The sequence below is a fragment of the Pseudomonas sp. GW821-FHT07F05 genome, assembly GCF_059418765.1.
This window is the reverse complement of sequence record NZ_JBWKQL010000004.1, coordinates 341,361-357,461: the sequence shown is the minus strand read 5'-3', so window position 1 is coordinate 357,461 and position 16,101 is coordinate 341,361. Positions and strand designations below refer to the sequence as shown.

The following is a 16,101-nucleotide window of genomic DNA, read 5'->3' as shown; positions in this document are numbered from 1 at the left end:
CCTGATGAAAAATCAGAGCGACTACCAACCGAAAAGGGGGATTTTGGCTTGATGACAACCATAGAATCTCCCACAGGATCGTGGGTCGCCTCAGGATTTCGGCCGGTTCGCTGGACCTGTGGGAGTGAGCTTGCTCACGAAGACGCCAGGACAGCCAGCCACTTTCTCCGGGAAATGACAGTAAGCATTCGCGAGCAAGCTCGCTCCTACAGAATCGTGGGTCGCCTCAGGATTCCGGCCCGTTCGTGGGACTTGTGGGAGTGAGCTTGCTCACGAAGAGGCCAGGACAGCCAGCCACTTTCTCCGGGAAATGACAGTAAGCATTCGCGAGCAAGCTCGCTCCCACAGGATCGTGGGTCGCCTCAGGATTCCGGCCGGTTCGTTGGACCTGTGGAAGTATCAGCGTCGGTCCCAACCCCACCCTCTGCACCCATTGCTCAGCACTCAGCTTCCAACCCAAAGCAATCCGGCGCTTTCAGCCAAAAGGCGCGATGTTTTTTGTTACCATCTGCGCCATTACGAGCGCCTAAGCGCCAGCCCTGATCAGGAAGCCGCCCAGATGAACCACCCTTTCTACGTCGACGACATCGCCGCCACCTTCGCCAACAAATCCCCGTCCGACATCCTCAAATTTGCTTTCCAGCACTTCGGCGACGACCTGTGGATTTCGTTCAGTGGCGCGGAGGACGTGGTGCTGGTGGACATGGCCTGGAAAATCAACAAGAACGTCAAGGTGTTCAGCCTGGACACCGGCCGCCTGCACCCGGAGACCTATCGATTCATCGATCAGGTCCGCGAGCAGTACAAAATCGACATCGACATCGTCAGCCCGGACCGCGAAAAGCTCGAGCCGATGGTCAAGGAAAAGGGCTTGTTCAGCTTTTACCGCGACGGCCATGGCGAGTGCTGCGGGATCCGCAAGATCGAGCCGTTGCGCCGCAAGCTGTCCGGCGTTACCTCCTGGGCCACCGGTCAGCGTCGCGACCAGAGCCCGAGCACCCGCAACAATGTCGCCGTGGTGGAAATCGACAGCGCGTTCTCGACCCCGGAGCGCACGCTGTACAAATTCAACCCGCTGGCCCAGATGAGCAGCGCCGACGTGTGGAATTACATCCGCATGCTCGAACTGCCCTTCAACACCCTGCACGAGCGCGGCTTCATCAGCATCGGCTGCGAACCCTGCACGCGCCCTGTCCTGCCGAATCAGCACGAACGCGAAGGCCGCTGGTGGTGGGAAGAAGCGACGCAGAAGGAATGCGGGCTGCATGCCGGGAATATGATCGCGAAGTCCTGAGAGCAGATCGCAACGTTGTAGGAGTGAGCTTGCTCGCGATGACGGTCTGGCAGACGCCGTTCAGCGCCTGAATGGACGCATCGCGAGCAAGCTCACTCCTACAGGTCAGGCGCAAGGCGTGACCCGCAGGTCGGGCCTGTTAATGCTCGGGCAGTTCAACCCCGGCAAACAGCTCTTCCAGCTCCTGCTTGTTGTGGCATTGAATGGCTTTGGCCATGACGTCGCGGGTCAGGTGCGGGGCGAATTTCTCGATGAAATCGCACATGAAGCCGCGCAGAAAGGTGCCGCGGCGGAAGCCGATCTTGGTCACGCTGGCTTCGAACAGTTCGCTGGCGTCGAGCACCACCAGATCGCTGTCCAGCTTCGGGTCGACAGCCATTTTCGCAACGATGCCGACGCCTAATCCCAATCTCACGTAGGTCTTGATGACGTCAGCGTCGGCGGCGGTGAACACCACTTTCGGCGTCAGGCCACGGTGGCTGAATGCTTCGTCGAGTTTGGAACGGCCGGTGAAACCGAACACGTAGGTCACGATCGGGTATTCGGCGAGAATTTCCAGGCTCAGCTTCGGCACCTTGGTTAGCGGATGGCCCTGAGGGACGACCACGCAGCGGTTCCAGGTGTAGCACGGCATCATCACCAGATCGCCGAACAGTTCCAGCGCTTCGGTGGCGATAGCGAAATCGACCGTGCCGTCGGCGGCCATTTCGGCGATCTGCATCGGTGAGCCCTGATGCATGTGCAGCGCGACGTCGGGGTACTGCTTGATGAAATTGCTGATCACCGGCGGCAACGCGTAACGCGCCTGGGTGTGGGTGGTGGCGATGGACAGCGTGCCCTTTTTCTCATTGGAGAATTCCTGGGCGATCTGCTTGATGCTCTCGACCTTGCGCAGGATCTCGCCAGCGGTGGTGATGATGCGCTCGCCTGCCGGGGTGACGCGGGTCAGGTGCTTGCCGCTGCGGGCGAAGACTTCGACGCCCAACTCGTCTTCCAGCAGGCGGATCTGCTTGCTGATGCCTGGCTGCGAGGTGTAGAGGCTTTGCGCGGTCGCTGAAACGTTGAGGTCGTGGTGCGCCACTTCCCAGATGTAGCGCAATTGTTGAAGCTTCATATGTATCCCTCAAAGCCGGAAGACGCCACGGGCATCAGCGACGGTATATAACTGGATTATTGGTCAGGAAGGCAAAGCTAGAACTTTTTATCACTTTTATCCAGTAATGGCACGCAGCTTTTAACGCCCTTGGCACATTCCCGGAACGCGATCACGTTTGTGTACGACTTTGCAGCATCGGCACCATGTACACCGGCACGCCGGCCAGTTGCAGCACTCGCGCCGCCGTTCGGCCTATGGGCGTATCGCCCTCCCCACCGTGACTGCGACTGCCCACCACCAGCAGATCGACGCCGAGCAGGCGCGCCTGATCGAGTATCACGTTGGATGGGTCGCCCTGGACCACGCGAACACTGCGAATCAGCGCCAGGTCCTCATGGCCCTCGCCCAGTTCCTCGCGAAAACTGGCCAGCACCCGCGCCTCAATGCCGTCGATGACCGTGTTGACGCCCTCGCTGTGCAGTTGTTTCAAGACGTCTGCCGCCAGATAGCTCTGCAGCACGGACTCGGCAAACACGCCCATCGGCTCCACCACATGCACAACGTGCAGCTCGGCGTCGAAGGTCCGCGCCAACACCAGCGCGTGCTGCAACACATACGGCGCATAAGCACCGAGGTCCGTGGCGTAGAGCATCGAACGGATCATGGGACCCCCCGGCAGCCTGTGAAGTGAAGACTTCATCAGCGTAGCAGCGCGCTGCGCACTGCGACGGCCGACTGCTGCTTTTCGGTCTAACGCCTCAGGGTTTTAGCTCGTTGCTGATGCCGTGGGGCACGTGCCCGGTCGCGACCACCTCGCGGGCGCGCTCGCAGTGACCCGGCTGATCGTCGAAGAACACGTCCGCGGCGAAGGCTTCGAGAAACGCCGATTTGTCCAGGCCGCCGAGAAACAGCGACTCATCCAGGCGGATGTCCCACTCGCGCAGGGTACGAATCACCCGTTCATGAGCCGGAGCCGAACGCGCGGTCACCAACGCCGTGCGAATCGGGCAAGACTCTTCGGGGAATTCACGCTGCAAGGCGTTCAATGCCGCGAGAAAGGGTTTGAACGGACCACCGGGCAACGGCCGTCGCGCCGCCTCGCGCTCGTTGGCCTGGAACGCCTCCAGCCCACCGGACTGATACACGCGCTCAGACTCATCGGAGAACAGCACGGCGTCACCGTCGAAGGCAATACGCAGCTCGGCACTGGCCGCACGACGGGCGCCACCGGAGAGGATGGTCGCGGCGGCGAAGCCCGCGTCCAGGGCGCTGCGCACGTCATCGGCATGGGTCGACAGGAACAGATGACTGCCGAAAGCGGCCAGATACGGAAACGGACTGCGGCCGCCGACGAACGCCGCGCGGGAAATGTCGAGGCCGTAGTGCTGAATCGAATTGAACACGCGCAAGCCGGTGTCGGCGCTGTTGCGCGAAACCAGCACCACTTCCACCCGGGACTGGTTCAGGCTGGCGTTCAGGCTGAGCAGCTTTTCCACGAGCCGGAACGCATCACCGGGCTCGAGGATTTCGTCCTCGTGGTCGATCTGGTACTGACGGTAGGCAGCGACCCCATTGGCCATGTAAACGTCATGGCTTTCCCGCAGATCAAACAGCGCCCGCGAGGAGATCGCCAGCACCAGCTTGCTCCCCGGGGTTTTAATGTTCAGCTCAGTGCTCATCAGTCTTCCTTAAAGCAGCAGTTGGGCATGCGCACGGCAATGGCCGTCAACGATTGCCGCGATCAATAAACGCCAGCGCGTGATACAGGGCGCGCACCTTGGGCATGTCACAGCCAGCGGCAAGCGCAGCGGCGAGGGGCCGGGCATAGATGGCGTCGAGTTCCAGCGGGCGTTTTTCGGTGAAGTCGTGGTACATGCTCGGCCGGTAATCCGGCATATGGCCGGTGACCTTAAGCAATTGCTCGGCGTAACCCACCGGCAGCATGTGGCCGCACGCCTCGGCGCCTTGCACCACTTCCGCCATCAGGCCCTGAATCAGCGCGCGACTGTCGGCATCGGCCATCAGCGGCGTGGTGCTGGCGTTGAGCAGCACGGAAAGCCCGTTGTAGGGCACGTTCCACACCAGTTTCTGCCAGCGCGCCTTGTCGAGGTTGTCCATCGCCACAGAGTCGACGCCGGCCTGGTGAAACAGCGACGCCCCCTCCTCGACCCAATGCCCGCGCGTTGCCGTATCGGCCGGCCCGCTGTGATAGCCGATATTCACGGCACCGAAGGCCTGATGGGTGATCTGGCCCGGACCGGTGCGATGCACGCAGACAAAACACAAGCCGCCCAATAGATGAAGGGAATCCGGTAGCTCGGCGCGCAGCTCTTCCTCGACGCCCAACCCGTTTTGCAGCAGCAGAACTTTGGCGTCCGGCGCCGCGGCCTGAACGATGGCGGAGGCCACCCCGCCGTTACCGGTGGTCTTGGCGCCGATCAGCAGCCAGTCGCAGGGCGGCATGTCGGCGGCGGAGGCGTAGGCCTGGACATTTTCCAGCACTAACGGGCCATGCACATGGCTGTCTACCCGCAGGCCGTTGCGGGCGACGGCCTCGAATTCGCTGCGCAGCAGAAAGTGCACATCGAAGCCGGCCCGGGCCAGCATCACGCCGTAGAAGCCGCCGATCGCGCCGGTGCCGATGATGCCGATCCGGGGTCTGGTTGCGCTTTCGCTCGTTGCGTTTTCGCTCATGACAACTCCGCTTCAGGGTAATTCGTCTGGCGGCGTCGCCAGCGCGTGGGCCAGGCCCGGGACAATGGCCTCGGCGGACATCTGCGTGCGAAGGGGCCCGAAGAAGGCACCGTCGCGGATCACAAACATCGTCGGCAGATGAAACACGCCGTAGCGCTGCACCGCGCCGCCGTTTTCTTCGGCATCGATCCAGCACAGGCGGTCAACAGGCAGCGATTGCTCGGGTAAATGATGCCGGGCCCAGCGACAACTGGAGCAGCCCAGGCTGGTGAAAATCAGCAGTGAGACGCCGGGCAGGTTGAGAAGTTGCTGGTCGAGGTCGAAGTCCGTCAGTTGCAATTGATCCACGCGCTTCTCCTCTGAATGATGTTCGGGTGATGCCTGTCGCCACCCCAGACAGGTCAGACAATGCCGCAACCGTTGGACGAAAGCCACGTTTACCCATTGTCGAACCACCGGCTAACGCGCTAAGGTTCGGCTCCCCCGTTGCGCTCAATCATGCTCGGCTCCGCCGCACGGGGACGCTGGCGGCCAGCATCCGTGACCTGATGAGTAACACGATGGCTGATTTACCGATTGACGACCTCAACGTTGCCTCCAACGAGACACTGATCACCCCGGATCAGCTGAAACGCGAAATCCCGCTGACCGCCGCCGCCCAGGCCACTGTCAGCCAGGGCCGCGAAGTCATCCGCGACATCCTCGATGGCAAGGATCACCGCCTGTTCGTCGTGATCGGGCCCTGCTCGATCCACGACCTCAAGGCCGCCCACGAATACGCCGATCGCCTGAAAGCACTCGCCGCCGAGGTGTCCGATACGTTGTATCTGGTCATGCGCGTGTATTTCGAGAAGCCACGCACCACCGTCGGCTGGAAAGGCCTGATCAACGACCCGTACCTGGACGACTCTTTCAAGATTCAGGATGGTCTGCACATCGGCCGTCAATTGCTGCGCGACCTGGCCGAAAAAGGCCTGCCGACCGCGACCGAAGCCCTCGACCCGATTTCGCCTCAGTACCTGCAGGACCTGATCAGTTGGTCGGCCATCGGCGCGCGCACCACGGAATCCCAGACTCACCGGGAAATGGCCTCGGGCCTGTCCTCGGCAGTCGGCTTCAAGAACGGCACCGACGGCGGCCTGACCGTGGCGATCAACGCCCTGCAATCGGTGTCCAGCCCCCATCGCTTCCTGGGTATCAACCAGGAAGGCGGCGTGTCCATCGTCACCACCAAGGGCAATGCCTACGGCCACGTCGTGCTGCGCGGCGGCAACGGCAAGCCCAACTATGATTCGGTCAGCGTCGCCCTGTGTGAACAGGCGCTGAACAAGGCGAAGATCAAGCCGAACATCATGGTCGATTGCAGCCACGCCAACTCCAACAAGGACCCGGCGCTGCAACCGCTGGTGATGGAGAACGTCGCCAACCAGATTCTCGAAGGCAACCAGTCAATCATCGGCCTGATGGTCGAGAGCCATCTGAACTGGGGCTGCCAGGCCATTCCCAAAGACCTCGCCGACCTGCAATACGGCGTGTCCATCACCGATGCATGCATCGACTGGGAAAGCACTGAAAAGACCCTGCGCAGCATGCACGCCAAGCTCAAGGACGTATTGCCCAAGCGCAAGCGCGACTGACCTGCCCGCAGAAACGACAACGCCGAGCACATGCTCGGCGTTTTACTGTGTGACGCGCGCCTGGGTCAGATCTTGGCAGCCTGGCGCTGGTTGCGCTCCATGTAGCGTTCCACGTAGGAGCACGAAGGAATCACGGTGTAGCCGATCCGGTCGGCGTAGTCGAGGGCCACCTTGGTCAAGGCTGCCGCTATCCCACGTCCGCGCAATTCGTTGGGAACGAACGTACGGTAGATATCCAGGGTCTCTTTACCCAAGTCCATGTAGGTCAGATAGGCACGGTAGCCGTCAATATTGACTTCGAACTGGTGACCGGTCTCGTCATGGTGGATGGACAACGCCTCGCTCATCACTACTCCTCGCGGGTCTTGGAATTGGACCCTTACCTTATCGACATTTTCCCGGCGAAGGAACCTCTACAGGCAGTATGAGAACTATTGCCTTCTGCAATAGCGACTTCTGCGGTAGAGCTGGCTGCGCCACCCTGTGCCGTTTGGACACCGCGAAGAGCGTCGCTGTTCTCAAACAATTTGAGCACAGGCAAATAGTAGGCGCCCTGAGCAAGTGCGCTCAAGTGAATCAACTGTTAATTGCGCTGCCGCACATCTGAAGGCGTGCACCATGGAACCTGTTGTCGCCGGGCAATGTCCATTGAGACGCGACGCCCCCACTCAAGTCACTTGAAGGTCGTTAAAAACCGCCCTCAGGGATGCGCCTGTCACGATAATCGACTATACAAAAATGGTCGCCGGTACGTCGCTGGTAGTGGGAAATCGCCCGGGCCGGAGTCACCTGACAGACATCACCGCCTGGGGCTCTCTGCGTGCGAAGAAAAAGCGTGAGGAGTTGCGCGGAACACGTTCAAACCCAAGAATATTCTGCAGATCTTGCGCGCGGTCCGTTTACTTACTACAAACAATGAGTAAGATGTACGCCGGTCATTTTCTCACTCTCGAGAGATGACTAATTTGATAGAAGTCCTTTAAGGGGAACACGATGAACAACGTTCTGAAATTCTCTGCTCTGGCCCTGGCCGCAGTTCTGGCTACCGGTTGCAGCAGCGCATCCAAAGAAACCGAAGCTCGTCTGACTGCAACTGAAGACGCAGCCGCTCGTTCGCAAGCCCGTGCCGATGAAGCCTATCGCAAGGCTGATGAAGCTCTGGCTGCAGCTCAAAAAGCTCAGCAAACTGCTGACGAAGCCAACGAGCGCGCTCTGCGTATGTTGGACAAGGCTAGCCGTAAGTAATAATCCCCCGGGATTATTGATAAGCCGACCCGTTAACGGGTCGGCTTTTTTATTGCCCGGCGTTTGCCGGCGACCTCTGTTGAACAGGCATTTCCCAGGCAATAAAAAACCCGCCCGCCTGCGCATTCGACGCAGGACGGGCGGGCATCAGCACCGCCTGATTGGCGTCGCAGCGTTACTGCAGCGTCATCGGCGCGCCGCCCACCACGGGCGCAGGCGTGGTCGGCACGGCAATTTCGACCGGCATGCCGTCTTCGGCAGCCACCACGTCCCGCACTTCGTCCCAATTGATGCGCAGGCTGTTGGCCAGGTCTTCACGCTTGAGCAGTGCGTTGATCACGGCGGTGTGCTTGTCGACTACCGACGGCTTGCCGCTTTCGTCCAGCGGCGTGTGCGCTTCGAGGTAGACCTTGCCGCCGCTGACGCCGAACTTGTAGGGCTCGCTCATGATGCGCACAGTGGTGCCCACCGGGACCATGTCCGCCATTTCCAGCACGTTGTTGTTATACATGCGGAAGCAGCCGTGACTGGTGCGCATGCCGATGCCGAACTTCTTGTTCGAGCCATGGATCAGGTAGCCCGGCAAGCCGAGGCCGAATTTGAAAGGGCCCAGCGGGTTGTCCGGCCCGGCCGGGACCACGTTGGGCAGGATGTCGCCGTCGGCGGCATGCTCGGCCTTGACCGACGCGGGCGGCGTCCAGGTCGGGTTCGGCGTTTTGGCGGTGACCTTGGTGGTGGAAACCGGCGAACCCCAGCCCTCGCGCCCGATACCCAGCGGGAAGGTGTAAACCACGTTCCGACCTTTCGGGTAGTAGTACAAACGGTACTCGGCCAGGTTGATGACGATGCCTTCGCGCGGACCCGGCGGCAGGATGAAACGCGTCGGTAACACTATTTGAGTGCCTGCGCCCGGCAGCCAGGCATCGACGCCCGGATTGGCGGCAATCATTTCCAGATAGCCCAAGTCGTAGCGGGTGGCCAGATCGGCGAAGGTGTCTTCGTACTTGGCGGTGACGGTCTGCACCTGACCGATGATGTCCTCACCGGGCGGCGGCAACGGAAACTCCAGGGCGGAGACGGGGCCGGCCGCGCACAGCGCAGCGAGCGACAGACAGCGGGCGAAAGCTGGAATGCGCGACAACATCCGGAGAATCCTTGGTAAACGGAAGGCTTGATTGTGCGCGATTGTACACGCACGCCTGCGCATTCGGGGAGTGCGCGCGAGCCCTTAGACGCCGGTTTCCAGTTCCGGCCAGATCGGGTGCCAGCCCCGCCGTTGCGCGTCTATGATCGCCCGGCACAGCGGGCACAGTCGCTCATCCTGATAAACCGTCTGCCGGACTTCCGACCAGCGCGGCTGGGCGGGCAGCAAGGTGCCGCACAAGGTGCGGTCGGCGGAGCCTGCCAGCTCGAGCTGGCGAGCGACCAGATGCACGAGGATTTCCTGGCACGCGAACAGGTCGAGCTGTTCGTCGGGCTCGATCAGTTGATAGGCATAAAGGGACCAGGAAGGACGGCGCGGCATTGGGGGCTCCAGAGCGGGGGCGCCACATTAGCCGAAAGCCCCCGTCCGGAAAAGGCCTGCAGGCCTTTAAATCAGCGGTTTTGGTCTGAAGGTCGGGAAACCGCGCAACGGTCGTCGCGGCATCGGCGACTCCCGTCCGGATGAGGCAGCCACGCCAGGTGGGGACGCCAGCGGCAGAACAAGCGATAACCGACGTTCAGCAAGGGCCTCAGTGGCCGCCACGACAGCGGCGCAGCCCAGATGCCAAGACCGGCTGCGCGCCAGCTCCAGAGGGTGGCGTCCAGGCCCGTGACCCAGGTGCCGTCGTCGAATCGGGCGTGCAATACCGACTCCATCTGCTCACGGCTAAATCCGAGTGCACCGGCGTCAAAACCCTCTTGGCTGATGTCGACGAACAGCAATTGCGCGGCGGTTGCGGTGGCGTCGGCGTGCGCGGAAGCGTGAGAACGCAGGAGCTTGATCTCCCGCGCGCAAAGCGGGCAGTCACCGTCGAAGTACAGCGTGAGTGGCCACTGTTCTTTCTTGTACATCTTTTGGGTCCTGTACAGGTTTGCGCCACCATAGGCGCAAACGGGGCCGCTGACAATGGACGAGACGTCACCCTGAACACGGGCCACGTCACAAGACCATTGGAGGTCTCACGCCAGGCCGAGAAAGACGCCTATGGTCCATAGTCTGTCCCCAGACAGTCCCGTTTAATTTATTAAAATGTCCGACTCATCGACCGGTTTGTCGAAGAAGTGCCGTGGGACCATCACGGTAGGCCGGAACAATCCATTCATTACGCGATTAACAGATTCGCCTTCGAGCAGCTCGCGACTCATGTCGTCTGGCATGCTGTTTCTACAGGTTTGAATAATGGACAAGGCGAGCCCTATTTTCATATGCCGGCCATGAAATGTCGCTTCGCCAGGGGTGAACGCGCGCGATTCAAGTTTATCGATAGCGTCGGCTGCCTCTTCTTCGTCCATATGGTCTTCAATGGCGTCAAAGCGTGAGCCCACAGAGGGCGGTACGGCGGTCAATGGGTCGACAAGATGCAGAGTCGCATGGCTGAGGATCTTGGGTTGATCAAACTTGAATCTCATCAATTTGTCGCCAAACCGGCTGCTGTCTTTCTGAGGTTGATCACCCGCCTCAAGTGAAAAAAACACGTGATCATCGTTGGCAAGCATGGCGATATCGTGGTCCGTCGTGTTTTCAGTGTTGAATTCTATTTGTCTTTCCTCCAGCTTTCTTCTGGAAAATAACGAAACCGTACCGTCCGGACGTTTTATGTCGGCATCAGATGGCGCTGCGTGGGTGATGTAAAGCGGCTCATCAATCAGGCTTTTAATGAAGGCCTTTTCATAATCTTTAAGGCTTGCAGCGTTGACCTCGCTTCTCAGGGCGTCGATGTTTTCAGCTGAAAGCTTCTTCAGCGTCAGGTCTTCCCCGGATTCCAGTTCCCAATACCATTTCGGACCGTTTTTCAGCATCGATGCCTGGACGTTATCCGCGGTTTTCGACCTCAATCCTGAGATTAGTTTTTCTGCAAAGTGGCCGAGCTTGCTATCAAACCGGAGATCCAGAACCGTTTCTCTATCGGAGACTCGGGCTGCCACGAGTGATTTAAGGTACTTATTTTGATCCACGTCAACGGACACGGCTAAAACATCTGGCCCGGGCGTCTGGTTTTCTTCGGTCTCGTGCTGCACCAAATAGGAAACGATTCCGTCCTGACGTTGCGTGGTAGGCGTGTTTTCGTCTGGATTCAGCGCCGTACGCAAAAAGGCTCTTGACTGAGCATCAAGCCGGCTTCTGAGCGTTCCTATCAGAAAGGAATCTCCGCCTACTTTCACCTTTGAAGGCATCGCTACGGAACGGTTTCTGGAAGGCGCCAAGTCGGCTGGATAAGTTTGGTTCGACGAACGCGTTGAGGTTGGGGCATTGGAACCATGCGGCTGCGCGCTTTCAGGAATGTGGAAAGCAGGTTGCTGACCTTGATAGGGGCGAATGGGATTCATGTGGGCCTCCTGGTGCCTGGAAGCATGTAGGTGGTCTAAGGCGGTCCCCCGGTTCCCAGCGTGATCATGACTGTTCATCACATTGGGCGTCACCGTCGCTGATGAGAGCATTGATTGTCACAACGGTGGGCAAAGCTGTAATAAACCGCATTACGAGCCGACTGAGGCACCAGAAGGGAACTCCATCCTGAAGCCTCAGAGATTGCATTTAAAGAAGTGGCTTAAGCACCGGCCACACGTTATCCAGCAGGTAAGGCTGAGCCTGGACGTTGGGGTGAATGCCGTCTTGCTGGGTCATGTCAGGCCTGCCGCCAACGCCTTCCAGCATGAATGGCACCAGGGCGGCATCGGTGGCTTCGGCGACTTTCGGGTACACCGCCGCGAAGGCCGTGGTGTAGCGCTCACCGTAGTTGGGCGGGATTTTCATGCCCAACAAGAGCACCTTGGCCCCTGCCGCTTTGGACTGCTCAACCATGTCGGTAAGGTTTTGTTGCAATTGCGCCGGCGGCTGCCCGCGCAGGCCGTCATTACCGCCCAGTTCGAGGATCACCAGATCCGGCTTGTGCTCGGCAAGCAGCGACGGCAGCCGCGCCTGGCCTCCTGCACTGGTGTCGCCGCTGACCGACGCATTGACCACTTTTTCCTTGAAGCCTTCCTTTGCCAGACGCTGTTCCAGCAGACTGACCCAACCCAACCGGGTATCCAGGCCGAAAGCCGCGCTGATACTATCGCCAACGATCAGCACCGTGCCTGCCATCGCGCCTTGTGATATCAGCAGCAAACCCAGGCCAGCACTTAAAAACCACGCACGCATCGGATTCTCCATGAGCGAAAGTATTCTCAGTGCTCGGAACCTCAGCAAAGTGGTCCCAAGCACCGAAGGTGACTTGACCATCCTGCACGAACTCTCCCTGGAACTAAACAAGGGCGACACGCTGGCCATCGTCGGCGCGTCGGGCTCGGGCAAATCCACCCTCCTCGGTCTGCTGGCCGGCCTCGACCTGCCCAGCGCCGGTTCCGTCGTCCTGTCAGGGCGCAATCTCAGCGACCTGGACGAAGACCAGCGCGCTCGGGTTCGCGCCGAACACGTGGGCTTCGTGTTCCAGTCCTTCCAGTTGCTCGACAGCCTGAACGCGCTGGAAAACGTCATGCTGCCGATGGAGCTGGAGGGCCGCAAAGACGCCCGTGATCAGGCCCGGCATCTGCTGGAACGCGTCGGCCTGGGTCAGCGTTTGACCCACACGCCGCGGCAACTGTCGGGCGGCGAGCAGCAACGCGTCGCCATCGCCCGTGCGTTTGCCGCCGACCCGGACGTGCTGTTCGCCGATGAGCCCACCGGCAACCTGGACAGCCACACCGGCGAGCGCATCAGCGATCTGCTGTTCGAGCTGAACCAGGAACGCAACACCACCCTGGTGCTGGTCACCCACGATGAGCGTCTGGCCCACCGTTGCCGGCGCCTGATCCGTCTCGAGGGTGGCCGACTGGTCGCCCCCATGGAGCCTTGATGGCACGCCTGCCTTTTTCCCGTCTGCTCAGCCTCGCGGCGCGCCAGCTCATGCGCGATGCCCGCGCCGGCGAGCTGCGCGTGCTGTTCTTCGCCCTGGTGGTGGCGGTTGCCGCCAGCACGGCCATCGGATATTTCGGCGCACGCCTCAACAGCGCCATGCTGCTGCGAGCGACGGAGTTTCTCGGTGCTGACCTCATTCTCGGCGGCTCCGCACCGGCGACGCCTGCACAGATCGACGCCGGCAAGGCGCTGAAGCTGGATCATTCGCAGATCGTGATTTTCTCCAGCGTGGTTGCCACCGATAACGGCATTCAGCTGGCGAGCGTCAAGGCCGTGGACGCGGCGTACCCGTTGCGCGGCGAGCTGAAAAGCGCCCCTGCCCCCTATGAAGCCGAAACCGTTGGCGGTGAGCCCCAAGCCGGCGAAGCCTGGGCGGAAGCGCGGATTCTGGTGGCGCTGAACCTGAAAGTCGGCGACAGCATCGACGTCGGCTCCAAGACCTTGAAGCTGGCCCGGGTGCTGACCTACGAACCCGACCGCGCCGGCAACTTCTACAGCCTGACGCCTCGGGTGATGATCAACATGGCCGACCTTGAAGCCACCAGGGTCGTGCAGCCCGGCAGCCGCGTCAGTTACCGGGAATTGTGGCGCGGCACGCCCCAGGACCTCGCCGCGTACCGCAAAGCGATCGAACCCGGGCTGGCGCCGAATCAGAAAATCGACGACGCCCGCGATGGTAACCAGCAGATTGGCGGCGCGCTGGGCAAAGCCGAGCGTTACCTGAACATGGCCAGTCTGGTCGCCGTGCTGCTGGCCGGCGTGGCCGTGGCCTTGTCGGCGGCGCGTTTCGCGGTGCGCCGCTTTGACGCCAGTGCGTTGCTGCGTTGTCTGGGTCTGTCGCGCAATGAAGCGCTGGTGCTGTTTGGTTTGCAGCTGGCCATGCTCGGCGTCGTGGCCAGCGCGGCGGGCGCTTTGCTCGGCTGGTTCGCCCAACTCGGGCTGTTTCATTTGCTGGAAAACCTGCTGCCCGCTGCCGTCCCGCCCGGAGGCTGGCTGCCCGCAGTCGCCGGAATCGGCACCGGACTGGTCGCCCTCGCCGGCTTCGCACTGCCGCCCCTGGCGGCTTTGGGTCGCGTGCCACCGCTGCGGGTATTGCGCCGGGACATGCTGCCCATCCCAGCGAGCACCTGGCTGGTCTACGGCGCGGCATTGTTCGCGCTGGGCCTGATCATGTGGCGCTTGAGTCTGGACGTGGTGCTGACCTTCGCCCTGCTCGGCGGCGGCCTGATCGCGGCGCTGATACTCGGCGGCGTATTGCTGCTGGCCCTGAAAAGCCTGCGCCGCTTGCTGGCCGGGGCGTCGCTGCCGTGGCGTCTGGGCCTGGGTCAGCTGTTGCGCCACCCCATGGCCGCAGCCGGCCAGTCCCTGGCGTTCGGTCTGATTCTGCTGTCCATGGGGCTGATTGCGCTGCTGCGCGGCGAGCTGCTCGACACTTGGCAGAACCAGCTGCCCAAAGATGCGCCGAACTACTTCGCGCTGAACATCCTGCCCAACGACAAGGACAACTTCGCGGAACGCATCGGCCGCCTGTCGACCCACAACGCGCCGCTGTACCCGATGATTCCGGGGCGCTTGATGACCATCAATGGCGAGCCGGTGAGCAAGTTTGTCACCAAGGACTCCCGTGGCGAAAACGCCACCCAGCGCGACCTCAACCTGACCTGGGCGGCGACGCTGCCGGAAGGCAACAGCATCACCGCCGGCCAGTGGTGGGCGAGCGATCAGCCGCCTGCCGACGGCGTGGTTCCTGGCGTGTCGGTGGAAACCAAACTGGCCAGCAGCCTGAACATGAAGCTGGGCGACACCCTCGGTTTCGTGATCGGCGGGCTGACCCGCGAGGTCAAAGTCACCAGCCTGCGCGACATCAACTGGGACACCTTTCAGCCCAACTTCTTCATGATCTTCCAGCCCGGCACCCTCAAGGACGTGCCGGCCACGTACCTGACCAGTTTCTATCTGGCGCCCGGCAATGATCAGCGGATCGTCGAGCTGTCCCGGGCCTTCCCGGCGGTGACGATCCTGCAGGTGGGAGCGTTGCTGGAGCAGCTGCGCAGCATCCTCGATCAGGTGACGATGGCGGTGCAATACGTGCTGCTGTTCGTGCTCGCGGCGGGGATGGCGGTGTTGTTCTCCGGCTTGCAGGCGACCCTGGATGAGCGGATTCGACAGGGGGCGCTGCTGCGGGCGTTGGGCGCCAATCGTGCGTTGCTGACCAAGGCCCGGCGAATCGAGTTCGGTCTGCTCGGCGCGGTGAGCGGTGTGCTGGCGGCAATTGGGTGCGAGCTGGTGAGCTTTGCGCTGTACCGCTACGCCTTCAACCTGCAGTGGCACCCCCACATCTGGCTGCTGGTGCTGCCGATGATCGGCGCCTTGCTGGTGGGCGGCGCGGGCGTGTTCGGCACACGGCGGGCGCTTAACGCCAGTCCCCTGCAAGTGCTGCGCGAGGGCTAACGGTGGGGCATGACGGTGGGCGGCACTGCGCCGCCCACCGTCAACCCGCGCAAAGCCCCCCTGCTATTTCAGGTATTCGATCTTGGTGATCCACCATTGCTTGCTGCCGGACGGAACCGGCACCGAGACTTCGTCACCGACTTCTTTCTTCAGCAGGGCCCGGGCCATGGGCGAATCGATGGAGATGTAGTCCATGCGTCCGTAGATCTCGTCATAACCGACGACGCGGAAACGCTTGCTCTCACCCTCCTCGTCCTCGACTTCGACCCACGCGCCGAAGAACACCCGGCCTTCCTGCTCCGGCGAATAGGCGACCACGCGCATGTCTTCCAGACGCTTGCGCAGGTAGCGCACACGCCGGTCGATCTCGCGCAGCAGCTTTTTGTTGTATTGATAGTCGGCGTTCTCGCTGCGATCCCCCAGGGAAGCGGCCCACGCCACTTTCTGCGTGATATCAGGCCGGTGCTCGCGCCAGAGGTAATCGAGCTCCTTCTTCAGGGCGGCATGGCCCTCGACGGTGATTATTTTGGTGCTGATCTCACTCATTCACGCTGTCTCTGCCCCGGGCTGGGTACGTTTGTTC

Annotated in this window: 17 protein-coding genes; 5 read left to right on the top strand and 12 right to left on the bottom strand. The window is 61.3% G+C overall.

The annotated features are described in order from the left end of the window. Positions 1-559 precede the first annotated feature (559 nt). Positions 560-1,294: a phosphoadenylyl-sulfate reductase gene (locus AC07RO_RS12845; protein WP_495086207.1), complete on the top strand. Its 735-nt coding sequence runs from the start codon at positions 560-562 to the stop codon at positions 1,292-1,294. Positions 1,295-1,433: 139 nt separating this feature from the next. Here AC07RO_RS12845 and cysB read toward each other — a convergent pair whose 3' ends face one another. The 5 genes from cysB to AC07RO_RS12820 form a co-directional block, all read right to left on the bottom strand. After that, on the bottom strand, positions 1,434-2,408 hold the full coding sequence (cysB, locus tag AC07RO_RS12840; RefSeq protein ID WP_423572442.1) for an HTH-type transcriptional regulator CysB: 975 nt from the start codon (positions 2,406-2,408) through the stop codon (positions 1,434-1,436). A gap of 151 nt (positions 2,409-2,559) precedes the next feature. After that, positions 2,560-3,054 (bottom strand): universal stress protein, encoded by a 495-nt coding sequence (locus AC07RO_RS12835; protein ID WP_495086206.1) that lies wholly within the window; start codon positions 3,052-3,054, stop codon positions 2,560-2,562. Between the two features lie 94 nt (positions 3,055-3,148). Next, a complete protein-coding gene (locus tag AC07RO_RS12830; protein WP_192172427.1) occupies positions 3,149-4,069 on the bottom strand; it encodes a 5'-nucleotidase in 921 nt (306 codons plus the stop codon). A gap of 46 nt (positions 4,070-4,115) precedes the next feature. Next, complete coding sequence (locus AC07RO_RS12825) at positions 4,116-5,084, bottom strand: putative 2-dehydropantoate 2-reductase (RefSeq protein ID WP_495086205.1); 969 nt, start codon at positions 5,082-5,084, stop codon at positions 4,116-4,118. 12 nt (positions 5,085-5,096) lie between these two features. Further along, the gene (locus AC07RO_RS12820) at positions 5,097-5,432 is read right to left on the bottom strand and encodes a thioredoxin family protein (RefSeq protein WP_192172425.1); all 336 of its coding nucleotides are present in this window, start codon (positions 5,430-5,432) and stop codon (positions 5,097-5,099) included. A 212-nt stretch (positions 5,433-5,644) separates the two neighbouring features. Here AC07RO_RS12820 and AC07RO_RS12815 point away from each other — a divergent pair, with 212 nt between their 5' ends. Further along, entirely contained in the window at positions 5,645-6,721 is a 1,077-nt protein-coding gene (locus tag AC07RO_RS12815) for a 3-deoxy-7-phosphoheptulonate synthase (RefSeq protein WP_495086204.1), read from the top strand. A 65-nt stretch (positions 6,722-6,786) separates the two neighbouring features. Here AC07RO_RS12815 and AC07RO_RS12810 read toward each other — a convergent pair whose 3' ends face one another. Beyond that, positions 6,787-7,068, bottom strand: a complete 282-nt coding sequence (locus tag AC07RO_RS12810; protein ID WP_065988521.1) for a GNAT family N-acetyltransferase — start codon at positions 7,066-7,068, stop codon at positions 6,787-6,789. A 646-nt stretch (positions 7,069-7,714) separates the two neighbouring features. Between AC07RO_RS12810 and oprI the strand changes: the two genes are divergently transcribed. After that, entirely contained in the window at positions 7,715-7,966 is a 252-nt protein-coding gene (oprI, locus tag AC07RO_RS12805; protein ID WP_003199355.1) for an outer membrane lipoprotei OprI, read from the top strand. Positions 7,967-8,141: 175 nt separating this feature from the next. Here the strand turns inward: oprI and AC07RO_RS12800 are convergent, their stop codons facing one another. The 5 genes from AC07RO_RS12800 to AC07RO_RS12780 all read right to left on the bottom strand — a co-directional run bounded on the left by AC07RO_RS12800 (position 8,142) and on the right by AC07RO_RS12780 (position 12,311). Beyond that, a complete protein-coding gene (locus AC07RO_RS12800; protein WP_192172423.1) occupies positions 8,142-9,110 on the bottom strand; it encodes a L,D-transpeptidase family protein in 969 nt (322 codons plus the stop codon). Positions 9,111-9,194: 84 nt separating this feature from the next. Then, positions 9,195-9,491 carry a hypothetical protein gene (locus AC07RO_RS12795; protein WP_192172422.1) on the bottom strand — a complete coding sequence of 99 codons (297 nt, stop codon included), beginning with the start codon at positions 9,489-9,491 and terminating at the stop codon, positions 9,195-9,197. Positions 9,492-9,562: 71 nt separating this feature from the next. Beyond that, complete coding sequence (locus AC07RO_RS12790; protein ID WP_495009733.1) at positions 9,563-10,021, bottom strand: thiol-disulfide oxidoreductase DCC family protein; 459 nt, start codon at positions 10,019-10,021, stop codon at positions 9,563-9,565. A gap of 165 nt (positions 10,022-10,186) precedes the next feature. Then, positions 10,187-11,497, bottom strand: coding sequence for a hypothetical protein (locus tag AC07RO_RS12785; RefSeq protein WP_495086203.1), 1,311 nt, complete (start codon positions 11,495-11,497; stop codon positions 10,187-10,189). 208 nt (positions 11,498-11,705) lie between these two features. After that, positions 11,706-12,311: an arylesterase gene (locus AC07RO_RS12780; RefSeq protein WP_346627780.1), complete on the bottom strand. Its 606-nt coding sequence runs from the start codon at positions 12,309-12,311 to the stop codon at positions 11,706-11,708. A gap of 10 nt (positions 12,312-12,321) precedes the next feature. On the opposite strand from AC07RO_RS12780, the gene AC07RO_RS12775 reads away from it, so the two are divergent. Further along, complete coding sequence (locus AC07RO_RS12775; RefSeq protein ID WP_192172418.1) at positions 12,322-13,005, top strand: ABC transporter ATP-binding protein; 684 nt, start codon at positions 12,322-12,324, stop codon at positions 13,003-13,005. Beyond that, complete coding sequence (locus tag AC07RO_RS12770) at positions 13,005-15,518, top strand: ABC transporter permease (protein WP_495086202.1); 2,514 nt, start codon at positions 13,005-13,007, stop codon at positions 15,516-15,518. Before AC07RO_RS12775 ends, AC07RO_RS12770 begins: the two co-directional genes overlap by 1 nt. A 63-nt stretch (positions 15,519-15,581) precedes the next feature. On the opposite strand, the gene greB is transcribed toward AC07RO_RS12770, so the two are convergent. Next, positions 15,582-16,055, bottom strand: coding sequence for a transcription elongation factor GreB (greB, locus tag AC07RO_RS12765; RefSeq protein WP_172613149.1), 474 nt, complete (start codon positions 16,053-16,055; stop codon positions 15,582-15,584). Between the last annotated feature and the right edge of the window lie 46 nt (positions 16,056-16,101).

Bases quoted from the DNA above. Each gene is read 5' to 3' on its own strand.
- AC07RO_RS12790 (WP_495009733.1), bottom strand. From the start codon at position 10,021: ATGTACAAGAAAGAACAGTGGCCACTCACGCTGTACTTCGACGGTGAC.
- AC07RO_RS12795 (WP_192172422.1), bottom strand. From the start codon at position 9,491: ATGCCGCGCCGTCCTTCCTGGTCCCTTTATGCCTATCAACTGATCGAG.
- AC07RO_RS12770 (WP_495086202.1), top strand. From the start codon at position 13,005: ATGGCACGCCTGCCTTTTTCCCGTCTGCTCAGCCTCGCGGCGCGCCAG.
- AC07RO_RS12800 (WP_192172423.1), bottom strand. From the start codon at position 9,110: ATGTTGTCGCGCATTCCAGCTTTCGCCCGCTGTCTGTCGCTCGCTGCG.
- oprI (WP_003199355.1), top strand. From the start codon at position 7,715: ATGAACAACGTTCTGAAATTCTCTGCTCTGGCCCTGGCCGCAGTTCTG.
- AC07RO_RS12845 (WP_495086207.1), top strand. From the start codon at position 560: ATGAACCACCCTTTCTACGTCGACGACATCGCCGCCACCTTCGCCAAC.
- AC07RO_RS12835 (WP_495086206.1), bottom strand. From the start codon at position 3,054: ATGATCCGTTCGATGCTCTACGCCACGGACCTCGGTGCTTATGCGCCG.
- AC07RO_RS12775 (WP_192172418.1), top strand. From the start codon at position 12,322: ATGAGCGAAAGTATTCTCAGTGCTCGGAACCTCAGCAAAGTGGTCCCA.
- AC07RO_RS12815 (WP_495086204.1), top strand. From the start codon at position 5,645: ATGGCTGATTTACCGATTGACGACCTCAACGTTGCCTCCAACGAGACA.
- cysB (WP_423572442.1), bottom strand. From the start codon at position 2,408: ATGAAGCTTCAACAATTGCGCTACATCTGGGAAGTGGCGCACCACGAC.
- AC07RO_RS12825 (WP_495086205.1), bottom strand. From the start codon at position 5,084: ATGAGCGAAAACGCAACGAGCGAAAGCGCAACCAGACCCCGGATCGGC.
- AC07RO_RS12785 (WP_495086203.1), bottom strand. From the start codon at position 11,497: ATGAATCCCATTCGCCCCTATCAAGGTCAGCAACCTGCTTTCCACATT.
- AC07RO_RS12830 (WP_192172427.1), bottom strand. From the start codon at position 4,069: ATGAGCACTGAGCTGAACATTAAAACCCCGGGGAGCAAGCTGGTGCTG.
- AC07RO_RS12810 (WP_065988521.1), bottom strand. From the start codon at position 7,068: ATGAGCGAGGCGTTGTCCATCCACCATGACGAGACCGGTCACCAGTTC.
- AC07RO_RS12780 (WP_346627780.1), bottom strand. From the start codon at position 12,311: ATGCGTGCGTGGTTTTTAAGTGCTGGCCTGGGTTTGCTGCTGATATCA.